Below are 16,411 nucleotides of genomic sequence, written 5' to 3'. Positions count from 1 at the left end.
TCAACGGAAGTCATACACCTTGTGAACCTTGTCGACGCCCTGCTCCTGCCCGACGGCATGGCAGGACGCGCACTGTTCAACCCCGGTGGCGGCCTCTATCGTCTCTGCACCAAAGATGGCGCCGTTGTTCTTCATGTGGGTGGCCCACTCATCCCCGGCGACCGGGCTGTCCGGCTTGACCAGCCCCAGCGGCGACTTGAGGTGGCAGCTGGCGCAGACCACCAGGGTCGGACTGAAGAACCTGGGCTGCTTGTTGTCTGCCGTGGTCGCCACCAGCGAGGGTCGTTCGTTCTGCTGGTTGGGCAGGTTGTACTGACCCTTGGTGTGGCAGGACTCGCAGTTGTTCAGCTTGCCCGGGAAGGTGGCATCACCGCTGCGATGGGAGCCGAAGGCGTGGAAGGAGTGCACGTGGTACTTCAGATCCCCCGGCACACCCGCATAGAAGGAGGTGCGGGTGGCGTTGTGACAGCTGGTGCACTGGGCGAAGTCCTTGGAGGCGTGGGCCGAGCCCGCGTTGCCCTCGGTGTGGACTGCCAGGTCCTTGTGACAGCCGTTGCAAGAGGCCAGATCCGCCCCTGCCTTGAGCACATAGCTGCCGTCGACCCCGCCTTCGACCCGGAAGTAGGCCTTGACCGGGTTGATGGCCACGTAGGAGAGGGCGCTGGCGGTGCTGCTGCAGGGGAGCAGATCCCCAGCGGCGAAGGCACCGTTGCGATCCGCCTTGCGGGCCACGCACACCTGCAGTTCGGCGACCGTGGCCGCCAGGGTGCCGGTCACCGCGTTACCCACCTCTTTGCGGCACAGGAAGCTGCCGCCGCCCTGGCTTTCGCACTGGGTGAAGTCAATCTTGTTGCCGGCGACGAAGGTCTGCGGGTTGGTGTAGCCCAGCTCGAAGCCGCTGCCCTGATCCCAGTTGACCAGCACGTAGGGAGCCTTGGCCAGATCGCCGTACTTGATGTACTTGAGCACCCCGTCCATGGTCTCGACCGGCGTGCCGTTGGCGGTCACGGTCAGTTCGACTTCGATGTTGGGGGCGGCGTAGCGCACGTCGTCAAACTTGAACACCAGCTTGTCGCGACCGGCAGCCTCGTTGGCGAGGTAGCCCATGTGCACGCTGCTGGGGGACTTGGTGTTGCCGGGTGTCTCGGCGTGGCACTGGGTACAGAGGGTGCCGCTGCTGATCTTGCCGTTGATGTGGCTGATGTAGCCGGTCGTGGTGGTGGAGTCCGCGTGGCAGGCGCCGCAGGGTTTCTCCTGGGCGTGCTGCCAGTTGTTGGCATCCGGGGTGGTCGGGGTGACGCCCTTGTGGCAGGTGTCGCAGTTGCGCGGATCCTGCGGGAAGTGGCTCACCAGCTTGGTGGCGGTGGCATCCAGGTTGCCGTGCAGCTTGTGCACCAGGGTGGTCAGATCGCCCCGTCCGCTGCCGGGCACGCTCTCGTTGTGGCAGGTGACGCAGAGCTTGGGATCGGCCCGGTTGCTGTGGTGAATAGGCTGCTTCATGTGGCAGCTGTCGCAGCTCTGCTGCTCCAGGATGTCGCGGGTCAGCAGCGGGGGCGTGCCGGCCGGCACCCAGTCCAGCACATAGTCGGTGACCGGAATGTCGTTGCTGCCGCCAAAGTAGATGCCGAGGCGGTGAGTCGCTGCCTCATCCCAGCGGATCAAACCGTTGTTGTCCTGCGAATCGCTCGGATAAGGGTCGCGCACCGTGGTGGCATTGAAGGAGAAGGTGTAGCGGTACTGGCCATTGCCGAGGGCTTCCAGCTTGCCGCTGTTCTCGCCGGTAGGGCGGTTGTTGCGGGTGCTGTAGATGAAGCTCTTCCAGATCACGGGGTCTTCCCGCGTGGCGTCACGGCCGGGGATCACCTTGGCCAGAGTGAAGGAGGGGAGGGTGCTACCCAGGTCATACCCCTTGCCTTGCTTGTCGGTGACCTTGAACTGCACCGAGAGCTGACCGCTCTCGCCAAGTTGCGGGGTGGAGGCCGAGATCACCAGCGAATCCGGGGTGCCCGGCGGAGGGGGTGGTGGATCCGTCTTGTCGTTGCCATCACCGCCGCCCCCGCAGGAGGAGAGGGTGAACACCATTGCTGCAGCCACCAATACTTTCCAGTATTTCATTCTTTTATCCTTTTTTATCGGACTTATTGTTCCATATATGAGCCAGCTCAAAAAATTCCCAAAAAGATACTACTTAAGGGTCAAAAGAGGACTGAATACGGTATAAATCATTTCCATCTTAATTGTAAGGTTTATATATTAGAGAGCGTTGATCTAAGTCTCAAAAACGGATCGAAAATCAACCTGGATTATAAAAATGTCTTTTTTAACTGGGGTTTATAGACCTTTTCTGGAAGAGGGATGAGAAATGAAACGCAGTATGAATCTGGAAATAGTGGGTCTGTCGCTGCTTTTGGGCTCTATTGGCACCGCACATGCCAGCCTGGACTCATTGGTGGATACATGTAACTCATGTCATGGAAATCAGGGGATCAGCACCCAGAACGATATTCCGACCATTGCAGGATTGGCAGAATCAAATCTTGCCGAGCAGATGCGCACCTACCTCGACGGCCGGCCGGCCAAGACCGTTAATCATGTCACCGGTGATACCAGCAAGAAGGGGAACATGACCGACATTGTTAAGGGCCTTAGCGACGAGCAGATCGACGAGTTGGCGGCGCACTACGCAGAGCTGCCCTACCAGCCGATGAAGCAGCCGTTCGATGCGGCGCTGGCCAAGGCGGGGCAGAAACTGCACGACGACTCCGGCTGCAAGAAGTGCCACTCCGAAGGCGGCTCGGTGGCGGAAGACGAGGCCTCCATCCTCGCCGGCCAGCCCAAGGGCTACCTGCTGACCTCCTTGCAGGAGTTCAAGGCCGGCAAGCGCAGCAACGACGAGAAGATGAACAAGGCCATCATCGCCATGAGCGATGACGACCTCAAGGCACTGGCCGAGTACTACGCAAGCCAGCAGTAACGTCGCAGCCCCTCCCGCTGACGCAGCCACCCCGCCGCTGGCGGGGTGTGGTCTCGTGTTCACGACCGTCAAAGGAGCTCTCATCGGCTCCTTTTTGTTGCCAGGCGGGTAGACGGCACCCCGGGTGCCACCGTTTCGGAGTTTCCTATGAAAAAAATCATCAAGTGGCTGCTGCTCGCCTCCCTCACCTTGGGGGCGGGTCAGCTGGCGCTGGCCCGCGCGCAGGCAGCCGATGCCACGTCAGCTGCGCCGAGTGCCACATCCAGTGCCGAGCAGACAGAGCAACCCACCCTGGCCGAAAAGCAGGCCAAGGCGGAGAAGAAGAAGGCGGCCGCCAAAAAGGCCGCGGCCCGTTTTGCCAAGTGCGAGAAGTGCCACGATGGGGCTGAGGGGATGCACGGCAAGCATGGCCAGGTCACCAACCCCAACACGGGGGAGCAGGTAACCTGCACCAACTGCCACGGCAATGCGTCGGCCGATCACCGTAAGCAGCGCGGCGGCATCGTCGATGTGATGCGTTTTGGCGACGATGCCTTCCCGCTGAGCCAGCAGAACGGCGTCTGCATGAGTTGCCATGAGCCGGACGATTTGCGCAAGGCCCTCTGGGCCCACGACGTGCACGCCACCCGGATCAGCTGCACCAGCTGTCACCAGCTGCACCCGGCCAAGGAGCCCATGGTGGGGATCCCCGAGAAGTCCCGCATCAAGCTGTGCGTCGACTGTCACCGCAAGCAGCATGAGGCTGGTCTCGGCGGCGCCGTCAAGGAGGGCTCATGAACACGACCCGCCGCGACTTCATGGTGGGCATGAGCGCCGGCGCCCTGATCCTGCTGACGGGGGCCCCGCGCGCCCTGGCCAACAGCATGACCATCAAGGGCGTGCGCTACGGCATGATCCACGACGAGACGGCCTGCATTGGCTGCACCGCCTGCATGGATGCCTGCCGCGAGGTGAATCAGGTGCCACAAGGAGTGGCCCGCCTGCAGATCCTGCGCAGCGGCCCGGTGGGGGAGTATCCGGCGCAGGAGTACCGCTTCTTTCGCAAATCCTGCCAGCACTGCGACAACGCCCCCTGCGTGCACGTCTGCCCGACCGGCGCCTCCCACATCCGGACGGAGGATGGCATCGTCGACATCAACCCCGACCTCTGTGTCGGCTGTCGCTATTGCCTGGCCGCCTGCCCCTATCAGGTACGCTTCATCAACCCGGTCACCCGGGTTGCCGACAAGTGCGACTTCTGCCGCAAGACCAATCTGGCGGCGGGCAAGCAACCGGCCTGTGTGGAGGCCTGTCCGACCAAGGCGCTGGTGTTCGGCAATCTGGACGATCCAAGCAGTCCCATCGCCAAACGGCTGGTGCAGGAGACCACCTATCGCTACAAGCAGTTCCTGGGGACCTCGCCCAAGATGTACCGGGTGCCGAAAGGGGAGGTGAAGTCATGAGCCCGTCTCATCTGTATGACGTGAACCTGCTGAGGGGAGGGAAGCACCATGTGGCATGATGCGTTTCACTTCGACTCCCTGGTATGGGATGGCCCCATCGCCATCTACCTGTTTCTGCTCGGCATCTCGGCAGGCTCGGCCACCCTCTCGGTGCTGCTGCGCCGGCAGGGGGCCGGCAGCGAAAGCGGTATCATCAAGGCGACCGCCATTCTGGCGCCGGTGAGCGTCGTATTGGGGCTGCTTATCCTCATCTTCCACCTGGCCCGTCCCTGGACCTTCTGGAAGCTGATGTTCCACTACCAGTTCGACTCCGTGATGTCGATGGGGGTCATGCTGTTTCAGGTCTACATGGCGGTGCTGTTCGCCTGGCTGGCGGTGGTGTTTCGGGCCGAGATCGAGGCCCTGCGCCGACGTCTGCTGAGCGACAGGTTCGCCTTAGTGGATGGGCTGATCGGCTGGCTCGCCCGCCTCGAGCGGCTGCTGGCGCCACTGCTGTTGCTGCTGGCCGTGCTGCTCGGGGCCTACACCGGCTTTCTGCTCTCCGCCCTCAAGACCTACCCCATGCTCAACAACCCGATCCTGCCGGCGCTGTTTCTGGTCTCCGGCATCAGCTCGGGGGTGGCCTCCACCATCTTGCTGGCGGTCACCCTGTTTCGGGAGGATGGCCACAGCCGCGGGGTGAGCTTCGTGCACCGCTTCGAGCGGCCCATCGTCGCCATCGAGCTGTTCCTGCTGATCTGTTTTTTCACCGGCCTCTACTTTGGTGGCGGCCAGCGGGAAGCGGCCATGTGGGCGGCCATCGGCGGCGGCTTCTGGTCCCAGGTGTTCTGGTTCGGGGTCATCGGGCTGGGGATCCTGCTGCCCCAGCTGCTGGGGCTGGTAGGCAGTCAGGCCAAGGCCCATCAACCGGCCCGGCTGGCACTTATCTGCAGCCTGAGCCTGGTGGGGATATTGCTGCTGCGCTACTTCATCCTCTACGCGGGGCAGATGACGGTGATGTAGCTGGTGTGTAGCCACTGCGCAGGCAAATTGCAGGCAAACAAAAGGCGGGATCTTCCCGCCTTTTTTATTGCCGCCAGCCTGCTTGGTCAGATCAGCGCCCGCTGCTCGAGGCGCTGCTCGCCGGGGCGGCAGACCAACACCGAACCCTGCTCGAACCAGTCCCCCAGCACGATGCGCCGGGCAGGCGCGCCGTCGAGTTGGAAGTCGTGGATGGCGGGTCTGTGGGTGTGGCCGTGGATCATCATCCGGCAGTCGTGCTGGCGCAGCATCTCGTCCACCGCCGCCGGGGTCACGTCCATGATGGTCTGGCTCTTGTGGGCATTTTCCATCTGGCTCTGGCCGCGCATCTTGTGGGCGATGGCCTGGCGGCGTGCGAGCGGCAGGCGCAGGAACAGCCAGCGCAGCCACTTGAGCTGGGTGATGCGGCGAAACTTCTGGTAGCCCTCATCCAGGGTGCAGAGCAGATCGCCGTGGCTCAGCAACACCCGCTCGCCGTAGAGCTCGATGACGCACGGGTCCCCCAGCAATGTCATGCCGGCGCGCTTGGCAAAGGCCTGGCCCAGCAAGAAGTCGCGGTTGCCGTGAATGAAGTAGAGGGGCACCCCCTGCTGGCTCAGGGCCGCAAAGGCGTCGGCCACCTCGCCGTGGAGGGGATTGGGATCGTCGTCGCCAATCCAGAATTCAAACAGATCGCCCAACACGTAGAGGGCATCGGCGCCGGGGGCATCGTGCGCCAGAAAGCGTACCAGGGCGGCGGTCATGTCGGACCGTTGGGCACACAGGTGAATGTCGCTGATAAAGAGGGTGCTCATGAGAAAGTGCGCTGGGCCCTGTCGAGGTGGCTGGAAGTGGAGGTAGAAAGGGGGCCCGTCGCCTTCGGCTGCCACGCCAGTGGGGCCAGCTCGCCGCCCTCCAGGGTGAGCAGCGCGGCATAAGGATCGCCGGCAAGGCTCAGCAAGTGGCACATGGCCGCTTCCCCTTTCAATCCTTGCTCGAGGCGCAGGCGCAGCACTTGGTGATAAAACACCGCGCCGAACTGCTCAAGCAGTGCAGCCATCAGGCTGAGGTGGCGCCAGCCGTTGAGGTGCTCGAGGGGATCCGGGGTGAGGTAGAGTTCAAGGGGCCAAGGGTGGCCATCGGCGCCGGTGACGGTCTGCTCAGCCAGCCAGATGGCATCGCCCTTTTGCGCAACCCGCCAGCCTTGGGTGGCCAGCGCTGCGGCAAACGTGGCCGGGTCCGGATGCTGGCAGACGATGTCGAGATCGCTGCCGGGGCGGTCGAGCCCGATGGCGACCGTGCTCACCAGCGCCAGGTCGCTGCACTGCGCTGCCAGCTTATCCCACACCCTGATTGTGAGCAGGGCATGGGCCGAGCGTTGGCGCGGGTTGCCGTGGGCCAGGTAGTCGAGACGGCGCCAGTCGATGGGGCCGGCCTTCGCAGATGGAAAAACTGCGGCCGGGGCCGCAGTCAGTTCATCTCGCAGAAGGCAGAGATCACTCGGCAAGGGTCACCTTGGTGATCACGACGTCTTCGGTCGGCACGTCCTGGTGGATGCGGCCGTAGTTGCCGGTCTTGACGCCCTTGATCTTGTTGACCACGTCCATGCCGGCGGTCACTTCACCGAACACGCAGTAGCCAAAACCCTGGGTGGTGGCGGATTTGAAGTCGAGGAAGTCGTTGTTGTTCACGTTGATGAAGAACTGGGCGCTGGCAGAGTGCGGCTCCATGGTGCGGGCCATGGCGATGGTGCCGACCTTGTTGGACAGGCCGTTGGCCGCTTCGTTCTTGATGGGGGCGCGGGTGTCTTTCTCTTCGAAGCCAGGGGCATAGCCGCCGCCCTGGATCATGAAGCCGTCGATGACGCGGTGGAAGATGGTGTTGTCGTAGTGACCGTCACGGCAGTATTGCAGGAAGTTGGCCACGGTTTCCGGGGCTTTTTCAGCGTTCAGGGTGAGGGTGATGTCGCCGTGATTGGTGTGCAGAGTGACCATGATATGTCCTTTCATTTGATGCGGGCGACGAGGTGCCCGCAGGTGTATGGCATAAAGTGGTGGCAATTCTAGCCCATCAGGGCCCTGCGGCATAGATGGTGCGCCGGATCCGGCACGTTTTCTGCCTCGTTTTCTACGCGCGATGCGGGTAGAATGGCAGGCCATTTTACTCACAGGCAGTGGTCATAAGATGCTGAAGATATACAACACACTCACTCGTCAAAAAGAAGAATTCAAACCTATCCACCCGGGCAAGGTGGGCATGTATGTGTGTGGCGTCACTATCTACGATCACTGTCATATCGGCCACGGCCGCACCTTCGTCGCCTTCGACGTAGTGGCCCGTTACCTGCGCTACAGCGGCTATCAGCTCAACTACGTGCGCAACGTCACCGACGTGGACGACAAGATCATCAAGCGCGCCGCCGAAACCGGCGTCACCTGTGACGACCTGACCGAGCGTCTGATCGGCGACATGCACGCCGACTTCGACGCCCTCGGCATGGTGCGCCCGGACGTCGAGCCGCGCGCCACCCAGCACATCGGCGAGATCATCGAGCTGGTGCAATCCCTGCTGGATAAAGAGCACGCCTACGTGGCGGACAACGGCGATGTGATGTTCATCGTCGAATCCTACGCCGACTACGGCAAGCTCTCCGGCCAGGATCTGGAGCAACTGCAGGCCGGCGCCCGCGTCGACGTGGTGGATGCCAAGCGCAATCCGCTCGACTTCGTGCTGTGGAAAATGTCCAAGCCCGGCGAGCCGACCTGGGACAGCCCCTGGGGCCCGGGTCGCCCTGGCTGGCACATCGAGTGCTCCGCCATGAACTCCAAGCACCTTGGCAACCACTTCGACATCCACGGCGGCGGCTCCGATCTGCAGTTCCCGCACCACGAGAACGAGATCGCCCAGTCCTGCTGCGCCCACGGTGGCGACTACGTCAACACCTGGATGCACAGCGGCATGGTGATGGTGGATAAAGAGAAGATGTCCAAGTCCCTTGGCAACTTCTTCACCATCCGTGACGTGCTGGCCCACTACGATGCCGAAACCGTCCGTTACTTCCTGATGTCCGGCCACTACCGCAGCCAGCTCAACTATTCGGAAGATAACCTCAAGCAAGCCCGCGCCGCACTGGAGCGCATGTACACCGCCCTGCGTGATCTGCCGGCTGCTGCTGCTACCGGTGGCGACGAGCAGGTGGCTCGCTTCAAAGATGCCATGGACGATGACTTCAACACCCCGGAAGCCTACTCCGCCCTGTTCGATCTGGTGCGCGAGATCAACCGCCAGAAGGGTGAAGACATGGCCGTGGCCGCCGGCCTCGGTGCCCGTCTGCGGGAACTCGGCGCCGTGCTCGGCATCCTGCAGCAGGATCCGGATGCCTTCCTCAAGGGTGACGAAGCGGACGAAGAGGTTGCCGAAATCGAGCGCCTGATCGCCGAGCGCAATCAGGCCCGTGCCGACAAGAACTGGGCCGCGGCCGATGCCGCCCGCAACCGTCTCACCGAGATGGGTATCGTGCTGGAAGACAGCGCCGGCAAGACCAGCTGGCGCCGTGCCTAAGGCCGGTGGCCCTGTTGGTGCCTGATGCCAACAGGTTGACCCAATAAAAAAACCGCAGCCTTGGGGCTGCGGTTTTTGTTTGTGGCTTTTCCCTAGACACCTCTTAAGCCTCTGCGCTCTGCTTAAGCCGCGGTGGTCTGCGCTGTGATCCCCTCTCCCCTTGTGGGAGAGGGCCAGGGTGAGGGGAGCTAACGTCATTCATCAGCGGAATGCCGTCCAACGCCTTAATGGCATGGCTTCGCAGCTGCACCATCTCTGATGGTGATCCTAATCAGTTGTACTCTAGTCTTTATGATGGATAAGAATCTATCTGCTGAATTATGAATTAGATAAACCAAATAGAGTTTCTTACCATTGGGTGGTTCTATTGGGAAATGTAAATGAAGTTAGTGTTTTTTGGGAAGGGCGATAATTTTACTTGGTTATATTACCGCTCTCTTTTGTAGTGAACCCTTAGGTCAGAGCAAATATCAGAAATGCTATTGATCCTATCATCACTTGACGATAGCTCTCTTTTTAGCATATCTATATTGTCCTGATGGTATTTTTCTGTGGTTACCGATTGACGTAATTGTAGGTATAGGTGCTTTGGATAGTCTGGCCCCCCATACTCTTTTATCTCCATTGCCAATGCTGTTATTTCTTTTATCTTTCTTCGTAACTTTTTTAGCTCAAGTAAATCAATGTCGCTATTAGGTCCCATCCAAAAGGTAATCGATTCATCTTCAAGTTCAATTAGCGCCTTTTTTATATCACCAATCCATGCGTTTCTAGCATTTTTCCTGAGCACTATCCATGCAACGAATAAAGTTATTAACCACCCAATAATTGCCAGTGACCACGTTATATATTGAGAGAATGTTATGTGTTCTTCTGCCATAATCACATCACCCAGTTATGCTCTTGAGTTGCGAGCATCATCAATATAACTATTTATTTCATCTTCAAGTTCTGGTTCTTCATCGGTTTTAATAGTTATTAATTTTATTATTGAGTCAGGTATGCCCATTCTTATTAATCCCCCAAACCCTTCTTCAAGAAATGAAGAGCCATAGCCTCTGGTCCCATCTAGGTCTATTAAGATGCGAGTGTTTATATTGTTATTAAATCCAGAGCCGTAAAAATCTGTCAATACTTTATGTAGATAATTTTTAAACTCCTCTCCAGATTGAGGTCCAAGTCTTCTGAATCTTGGCCCTGGATATGGAAATTTATCTGCAACCTTGATTATTTTGATCATCTTAAACTTCTCGCATATCTGCTGATAAAGGGATAGACCATTCGACAATTGTACCACAAATACTTGATTTGTGCTCTTTCATTCTGTCATTTAGTTTTTTATTATGTCGATAGTATCGATAATACCCTTTGTTACTATAAATAGATAAGCTTCCTTCATTAAGTGAGTCAATAATTGCCCTGATGTCTTTTAATCCTTTACCTCGGTTTCCTTGATTAGTTCTTGTTCTTCCCATTCTGGAAGCAATTTTTATCATTGCTGAGTCATTAAGTTTTGTTAATTTAAGGAAGCTTCGAAGTGATTCAATTAATTCATCAGTACGGGTTAATGGTAGTGATTTAGGGATTCCAATCCCTTTGTCACAGATAACAACGACAAGAACGTTTTCTTTTACACCAGCGAATGCCCACCATCTTGTTGTATCGTCATTACTTCTAGGGCAGCCATGATATGCATGTTCAACGCAGTTGGCCATAGCTTCACTGAAACCTTTATAAAGTTTTCGTTGGGCTTTTTGACTGATTTTAGCTTCTATTTCAGTCATGGCTTCTGAAGCTTGCTGAGTATCTGTATAAACTCCAGATGCATAATTCCAATATGATACATCTTCAAACTCTGGAGTATCCCTTGACTTTTTGTTCAAAAGGTCATAGAAGCCGATTTGCTTTAATACGCTTTCAACCTTTTCAATCTTGGGATGAGTAAAAGTAATAACATTACGCCCTAATGGACTTCGGGAGATAATGGTGTCGACTTCGGCCAGAAATGAAATCATTGCTGAAGCTGTTATTTTTTGGGTGTTTTCGAAATCTATTGATACTTTCCTCATTTTTTCGCACGTTATTTTTCGCAATTTGTTTAAAAAAGCATTTGTTTTGTCGTAATTATAGTCATTGTAATAGTCTATATAAGTTGGGGCCATTAGTTTTTCTCTCATTTCTGTTCGAGAGGTTTTTGGTATAGATTTATTTGATTTTATATACTTCCTTTTTTTTAGCTGAAGTCTGTTTTTCTCTATGTCTTCTGATAAGCCACTCCCCCATGTATTTGATAGTATTTTTTTTAACTTGCTTGTAAATCGTCGGCGTTGTCTTTTAATTTCTTTTCTATGTATCATTATTAATATCCTTTTCTACATCAATATGATTTTCAATCAACCCCTTCTTATATAAGAAGGTTTATTTAATATAAAATTCAGTACAGGGCCGTAGGTTAGATTAGTGAAGCACAATTGGACGTTCGAAAAACAAGGTGTTATCACGGCGAGAATATCACTGTCGGGTTTTCAATATCAGGCATATCACCTATGTTCCAAAGCACTATGATTTGTACAGTAAAATATTTTTAATTGGTGTGATAGTCTAACTATTTGGTTGTGAGTTTGGATATAAATCAAGGCTATTTCGTAAGCTAACGTAGCTTAATGTTAAGAGCGACTTCCCACTATCCAATATATACCATCGCTACATGGTTTATCATCTTTTCCCCATCGCGTAACCTTGTTTTTGCCATCACCCATATTGAGTTCAAGCCAAAGTAACTTAGAACTTTTAAATATGAAGTAGGCGGGTTCTTCAATGCTTACGTTTTGTGGCTCTTTGGGGCTGCAAATTAAAAAGTGAGGTTTTACATTTGGCCATGTATCTTTGTTACCAAAAATAGCCTTGAATCGTTTGTTTTTACTGTCTAACTGACTATTGCTAAAGTAGTTATCGCCTTTAGCTTCAATCATCACAATATGGGTTGTGTTTTCATGGTCAACAAAGGCAAGAAGAAAGTCGACATCCTCTTGAGTGCCTGATATTTGATAGTCTATTGCAATTTCATTTTCTTCTATGAAATTTCGTTCTACGCGGCCCGTAGGGTTTTTTTGAGTCAGGTACAAGCTGGCATAGATCCAGTCAAGGTGGTAATCCATTGCAGCAAAATATTTTCTGGGGATGGTGAGACCGATTAGCTTTGATATCTTATCAAGCTGGTTGTCATCCATGCGAAACTCTGGGTTTCCCAGCATTTGACCAATTAGGTAAAACCGCTCTTTGCGGTTAAATGATTTCAAGTTATCAATTAGGCTGTTACTCATATAAATCTCGAAAATGTATCTTGTCTGATAGGAAATAATGCAATAGAAATCGGTGTATATCGTAGGGTGTAATGAACGAAGTGAATTACACCTCTATCTCAGATCGGCATGAATCCTGTATCTGATATTTTCCTCGGGGCTATGGGTTGGGTGTTGCCCCCTGTTGTTCGCCGAGGTGAGCCCGTTTGTCCAGGCCGCGAGGCAGGATGCCGAGCGAGCGCCGCTGCGCCAGGGGCCAAACCGGAATTGGACGAGCAAGGCTCGGCCCGGTTTGGCGCAAGGACAAGGATGTCCGTAGCGGACTTTGACCGACGCCAGGGATGGCGAAGGTCAAAGCCCATCGGCGCGTGCCGTGGGACAAACGGGTGAACCTAGGGAACCCGACGCAGGAGGGCGAACAAGCGGGGGATTAGACCTTTGGTGACTTTGGGTCTTTCCAAAGTCACTCGCCAAGCCGCGCAGCGGTGGCGAAACCCCGTCGAGGACGGAGTCCTCGTGTCCTGCACGGCGCAGCCATGCCAATCAGGCTAGTGACCCCTCACCCTAGCCCTCTCCCACAAGGGGAGAGGGGATGATTACCGCGGACGATTACGCTTCGCTAATCGACCCTACATGCTTATTGCACCCTACTCGACTTTTACAGATTGCCCCACGCGTCGCATCCACATGGGGCATGGGCAAAGCCCCGGGGCCGACGGGGGCATTCGTCGAGGGTGCAACCCTCGCACCTTGCCGCAGGCGCGGGAGACCGGTTGGTCTCCGTGAAAGACGCTGCCGCCCCTGACTGTCGCCGTCACCTTGCGCCCTTGACCATCCATGAATACTCGGGGCCAACGGGGGCCAATGGTCATCTTACGGAACCCGCCTCGGCGGGGCCATCCAAATCCATGAAATTAGTGATGCAACCATCAGAATTAAATGGTTTTTCTCCTTTGCTGCAGAGTGGCAACCGGCGGTTGACCCAGGTTCGGGGTGTGATGGAAGGTGAGCCCCAAGCCCCAAGCCCCAAGCCCCAAGCCCCAAGCCCCAAGCCCCAAGCCCCAAGCCCCAAGCCCCGAGCTGACCTGGTAGCCGAGTCGAGACAGGGGAGAGTGGCAAGCCGAGAGCTGAACCGAGTGGCGAGCCGAGTGAGGGGAATGGCAGGGGAGCGCCACGAATAAAGGTGGTCAGCGACAGGGGCCATCAGGATACCGAGCTCGCCCGCTTGAGCGCCACCGGCAAGCTGCCGCAGCCAATGGCTTCGCACGACAGGCGCCGCTTGCTTCGGCAGTGGGCGCTGATTACCCCTCAGATGGGGTTATCTCGCGTTGGCTGCAAACGGAGCGCGTTGCCGGACAATCGAGGGTCGTTCGGCGACAAAGGGCGGCAAAAGCGCAGAGATAGCGCCGCGATGGGGGCGGGCGACGGGTGAAGGGGCTATGGTTTCAGGAATAGACATGCAAGCAGGGAGGTGTGCATGGACAGAATATTGCAGGCGTTGTCGCTGCAAGTGACCGGGGCGCGGGATCTGGAGAGCCTGACCCGCCCGCTGCTGGAGATGCTCGAGACGGTCACCGGGCTCGAATCCACCTATCTGACCGAAATCGACCTTGGTCACGACACCCAACATATCCGCTATGCCCGTAACGCCGCCGACCTGCAGATCCCCGAGGGGGCCTCGGTGGCCTGGGGCGATACCCTCTGCCGGCGGGCCCTCGACGAGGGGCGTTTTTACACCGACGATGTGGCGCTCTGCTGGGGGGATTCCCAGGCGGCGCAGGCCCTTGGCATTCGCACCTATCTGAGTTGCCCGGTGCGCACCCCCTCCGGCTCCCTCTATGGCACCCTGTGCGCCGCCAGCGCCGAGCACAAGCCGCTGCTGGCGGGCTCGGATCACCTGATCGCCTTCTTCGCCCGGCTCATCGCCGAGCAGGTGGAGCGTGAACAGTTGCTGCAGCAACTGCAGCAGGCCAACAACGAGCTGTCGCGCCAGGCGCTGAGCGACCCGCTGACCGGGCTGCCCAACCGGCGGGCACTGATGCACGAGCTCAACCGCCTCTTTTCGCTGGCGGAGCGGGTCGAGCATCCGCTGTTGATAGGTTTTATCGATCTCGACGGCTTCAAGGCCATCAACGACACCCACGGCCACGATGCGGGCGACCTGCTGCTGCAACGGGTGGCGGCGGCGCTCTCCTGCGTGCTGCGCGGCGGCGATCTGCTGGCGCGGGTGGGGGGCGATGAGTTCGTGGCGGTGGGGATGGGGCCGCCGTGTGGCGAGGAGACGCGGGAGGCGGCGGTGCAGGGCTTCCAGCGCCGGCTGTTCGAAGCGAGCCTGGTGTCGCTCGAGCTGCCCACCGGAGTGCTCCATTATGCCGGTGCCAGCGTGGGGGTGGTGGCCACCGATCCGGCCCTCAGCACGGTGGATGAGGCGCTGAGGCTGGCCGATGCCTGCATGTACGAGGTCAAGCGCCAGCGTCGCCGGCCGAGCTGACGGGCAGGTGAGACAGGCAAACAAAAGGGGCCCCGCTGGGGCCCTTCTTCATGCCACCCCTCAGCGGGCGGGGAAGTACTTGCTCTGGATCTGCTGGAATTCGCTGCTGGCCAGCACCTGGGTCAGGCCGCTCTGGAACTCCTTGACCAGCTCGTCGCTCACCGGGTGGCTGAAGGCGAAGCAGAACTGCTCCGAGCTCAACATCCAGAACACCTTGAACTGGGCGGGATCCAGCTGCTGGGAGGCGATCAGATCCAGCATGGTGGTCTTGTTGGTGGAGATGAGATCGACCCGGCCCGAGGTGAGCATCTTGAGCGCCTGGGGCAGGCGGTTGGCCGGCAGGATCTTCTGCTCGTCGAAGCCGTTGTTGAGCAGCAGCTGCTCCCCCACGTCGGCCCGCACCGCCCCTATGTTGTACTGCTGGGCATCTTCCAGCCTGGCTATCTTGACCGGGTTCTTGGCCAGCCCCATCAGCACGATCTCGGCGTAGCCGATGGGGCAGGCCCACTTGAACAGGGGATCCCGCGCCTCGGTGCGGGCGGTGGAGAAGAGCACCACGTTGGGTTTCTGGGTCAGCAGGTAGTAACCCCGCGCCCAGGGCATGATGGTGACGGTCTGCGGCGGGGTGTTGGTCTTCTTCCACACCTGTTGCAGCAGCTCGACGGCGAGCCCGGTGGGGGCACCCGCCTCGTTGGAGAAGTTGTAGGGTTTGTACTCTTCGCTGAGGTAGTGCAGCTTGCCAAGCTCGGGACTGGCCTGGGCCAGGGTGGCAAACACGAGTGCGGCGAATCCGGTCCATTTTTTCATTTTGGCCATCCTGGTGGGGTGTTGCGTCACTCTCAAGTGTTATCAAAGCCGGCCAAATCGCCAGCCGTGGCACGGCTCACGGCATGTATTGGCGCCGCAGGGCCTGATAGTCCGGCGAGGCGAGCGCCTGGTTGAGGGCGCGCTGAAACTGCTTGATCACCCCGTCATCCACCTGGCGGCTGAAGGCGTAGCAGAGCTCTTCGGCATCCAGTACGAAGGCCACAGTGAACGCTTTGGTATCGAGCTGCAGCTCCTTGATGGCGTCGTAGCCCGCCAGCTTGCCGGTCGCCAGCAGATCGGCGCGGCCCGACACCAGCATCTTCAGCCCCTGGCTCAGCCGGTTGGCGGGGATGATGCGGTTCTCGTCCATGCCGCGGTTGAGCAGCAACTGCTCGGAGGCATCGGAGCGCACGGCACTGATGCGGTAGTCGTTGATCTGCTCGACCGTACTCAGGGTAATGGGGCGACGCTTGTAGGCCAGCAGCACGTACTCGGCGTGGCCGATGGGGCAGGCCCATTTGAACAGGGGATCGCGGGTGTCGGTGCGGGCGGTGGAGAAGAGCACCACGTTGGGTTTCTGGGTGAGCAGGTAGTAACCCCGCGCCCAGGGCAGGATGCGGATGGGCTGGGGGGGCGTCTGGGTGTTTTGCCAGATGCGCTGCAGCAGCTCCACCGCGAGGCCAGCGGGCTGGCCGGCGGCATCGGTGAAGTTGTAGGGGGGATACTCCTCGGTCAGGTACTCCAGCTTGCCGAGTTCGGCCTGCGCCGTGCCAAGGCATGACAACAGCAGCAGACAACCGAAAAAACCTCTCCTCATGGGCAATCCTTGGCGTAG

The 16,411-nt window shown here is 57.8% G+C and carries 16 protein-coding genes; 6 read left to right on the top strand and 10 right to left on the bottom strand.

Annotated features, from left to right (window positions below; translation table 11 throughout):
* Complete coding sequence (locus I6L33_RS18430; RefSeq protein WP_010633520.1) at positions 1-2,115, bottom strand: OmcA/MtrC family decaheme c-type cytochrome; 2,115 nt, start codon at positions 2,113-2,115, stop codon at positions 1-3.
* Between the two features lie 247 nt (positions 2,116-2,362).
* Here I6L33_RS18430 and I6L33_RS18425 point away from each other — a divergent pair, with 247 nt between their 5' ends.
* From I6L33_RS18425 to nrfD, 4 genes are all read left to right on the top strand, one after another.
* A complete protein-coding gene (locus I6L33_RS18425) occupies positions 2,363-2,974 on the top strand; it encodes a c-type cytochrome (RefSeq protein ID WP_216973082.1) in 612 nt (203 codons plus the stop codon).
* 147 nt (positions 2,975-3,121) lie between these two features.
* Positions 3,122-3,751 carry a cytochrome c nitrite reductase pentaheme subunit gene (gene nrfB / locus I6L33_RS18420; protein ID WP_216973081.1) on the top strand — a complete coding sequence of 210 codons (630 nt, stop codon included), beginning with the start codon at positions 3,122-3,124 and terminating at the stop codon, positions 3,749-3,751.
* Positions 3,748-4,416 carry a 4Fe-4S dicluster domain-containing protein gene (locus tag I6L33_RS18415; protein WP_123247407.1) on the top strand — a complete coding sequence of 223 codons (669 nt, stop codon included), beginning with the start codon at positions 3,748-3,750 and terminating at the stop codon, positions 4,414-4,416. Before nrfB ends, I6L33_RS18415 begins: the two co-directional genes overlap by 4 nt.
* 48 nt (positions 4,417-4,464) lie before the next feature.
* Positions 4,465-5,418 carry a cytochrome c nitrite reductase subunit NrfD gene (gene nrfD / locus I6L33_RS18410; protein WP_216973080.1) on the top strand — a complete coding sequence of 318 codons (954 nt, stop codon included), beginning with the start codon at positions 4,465-4,467 and terminating at the stop codon, positions 5,416-5,418.
* 86 nt (positions 5,419-5,504) lie between these two features.
* Here nrfD and lpxH read toward each other — a convergent pair whose 3' ends face one another.
* The 3 genes from lpxH to I6L33_RS18395 are packed head-to-tail and all read right to left on the bottom strand — an operon-like array spanning position 5,505 to position 7,409.
* The gene (gene lpxH / locus I6L33_RS18405) at positions 5,505-6,230 is read right to left on the bottom strand and encodes a UDP-2,3-diacylglucosamine diphosphatase (protein WP_216973079.1); all 726 of its coding nucleotides are present in this window, start codon (positions 6,228-6,230) and stop codon (positions 5,505-5,507) included.
* Complete coding sequence (locus tag I6L33_RS18400) at positions 6,227-6,922, bottom strand: DUF4269 domain-containing protein (protein ID WP_216973078.1); 696 nt, start codon at positions 6,920-6,922, stop codon at positions 6,227-6,229. The genes lpxH and I6L33_RS18400 overlap by 4 nt, the downstream gene beginning before the upstream one ends.
* Positions 6,912-7,409 (bottom strand): peptidylprolyl isomerase, encoded by a 498-nt coding sequence (locus I6L33_RS18395; protein ID WP_005302674.1) that lies wholly within the window; start codon positions 7,407-7,409, stop codon positions 6,912-6,914. Before I6L33_RS18395 ends, I6L33_RS18400 begins: the two co-directional genes overlap by 11 nt.
* A 190-nt stretch (positions 7,410-7,599) precedes the next feature.
* Here I6L33_RS18395 and cysS point away from each other — a divergent pair, with 190 nt between their 5' ends.
* The gene (gene cysS / locus I6L33_RS18390; protein ID WP_216973077.1) at positions 7,600-8,976 is read left to right on the top strand and encodes a cysteine--tRNA ligase; all 1,377 of its coding nucleotides are present in this window, start codon (positions 7,600-7,602) and stop codon (positions 8,974-8,976) included.
* Between the two features lie 427 nt (positions 8,977-9,403).
* Here cysS and I6L33_RS18385 read toward each other — a convergent pair whose 3' ends face one another.
* The 4 genes from I6L33_RS18385 to I6L33_RS18370 all read right to left on the bottom strand — a co-directional run bounded on the left by I6L33_RS18385 (position 9,404) and on the right by I6L33_RS18370 (position 12,299).
* Positions 9,404-9,856, bottom strand: coding sequence for a hypothetical protein (locus I6L33_RS18385; RefSeq protein ID WP_201940037.1), 453 nt, complete (start codon positions 9,854-9,856; stop codon positions 9,404-9,406).
* 15 nt (positions 9,857-9,871) lie between these two features.
* Entirely contained in the window at positions 9,872-10,216 is a 345-nt protein-coding gene (locus tag I6L33_RS18380; RefSeq protein WP_201940034.1) for an STAS-like domain-containing protein, read from the bottom strand.
* A 1-nt stretch (position 10,217) separates the two neighbouring features.
* Positions 10,218-11,333: an ATP-binding protein gene (locus tag I6L33_RS18375; protein ID WP_216973076.1), complete on the bottom strand. Its 1,116-nt coding sequence runs from the start codon at positions 11,331-11,333 to the stop codon at positions 10,218-10,220.
* Between the two features lie 309 nt (positions 11,334-11,642).
* Positions 11,643-12,299, bottom strand: a complete 657-nt coding sequence (locus I6L33_RS18370; RefSeq protein ID WP_216973075.1) for a hypothetical protein — start codon at positions 12,297-12,299, stop codon at positions 11,643-11,645.
* Between the two features lie 1,456 nt (positions 12,300-13,755).
* Between I6L33_RS18370 and I6L33_RS18365 the strand changes: the two genes are divergently transcribed.
* The gene (locus tag I6L33_RS18365) at positions 13,756-14,769 is read left to right on the top strand and encodes a diguanylate cyclase (protein WP_216973074.1); all 1,014 of its coding nucleotides are present in this window, start codon (positions 13,756-13,758) and stop codon (positions 14,767-14,769) included.
* 60 nt (positions 14,770-14,829) lie between these two features.
* Here I6L33_RS18365 and I6L33_RS18360 read toward each other — a convergent pair whose 3' ends face one another.
* Positions 14,830-15,576, bottom strand: coding sequence for an ABC transporter substrate-binding protein (locus I6L33_RS18360; protein WP_005302657.1), 747 nt, complete (start codon positions 15,574-15,576; stop codon positions 14,830-14,832).
* A 76-nt stretch (positions 15,577-15,652) separates the two neighbouring features.
* Complete coding sequence (locus I6L33_RS18355) at positions 15,653-16,393, bottom strand: ABC transporter substrate-binding protein (protein ID WP_216973073.1); 741 nt, start codon at positions 16,391-16,393, stop codon at positions 15,653-15,655.
* Positions 16,394-16,411: the final 18 nt, after the last annotated feature.

The organism is Aeromonas sp. FDAARGOS 1403, from assembly GCF_019047325.1.
Taxonomy (GTDB): domain Bacteria; phylum Pseudomonadota; class Gammaproteobacteria; order Enterobacterales; family Aeromonadaceae; genus Aeromonas; species Aeromonas dhakensis.
The sequence above is the reverse complement of the archived record's forward strand: the minus strand, read 5'-3'. Positions and strand labels throughout refer to the sequence as shown.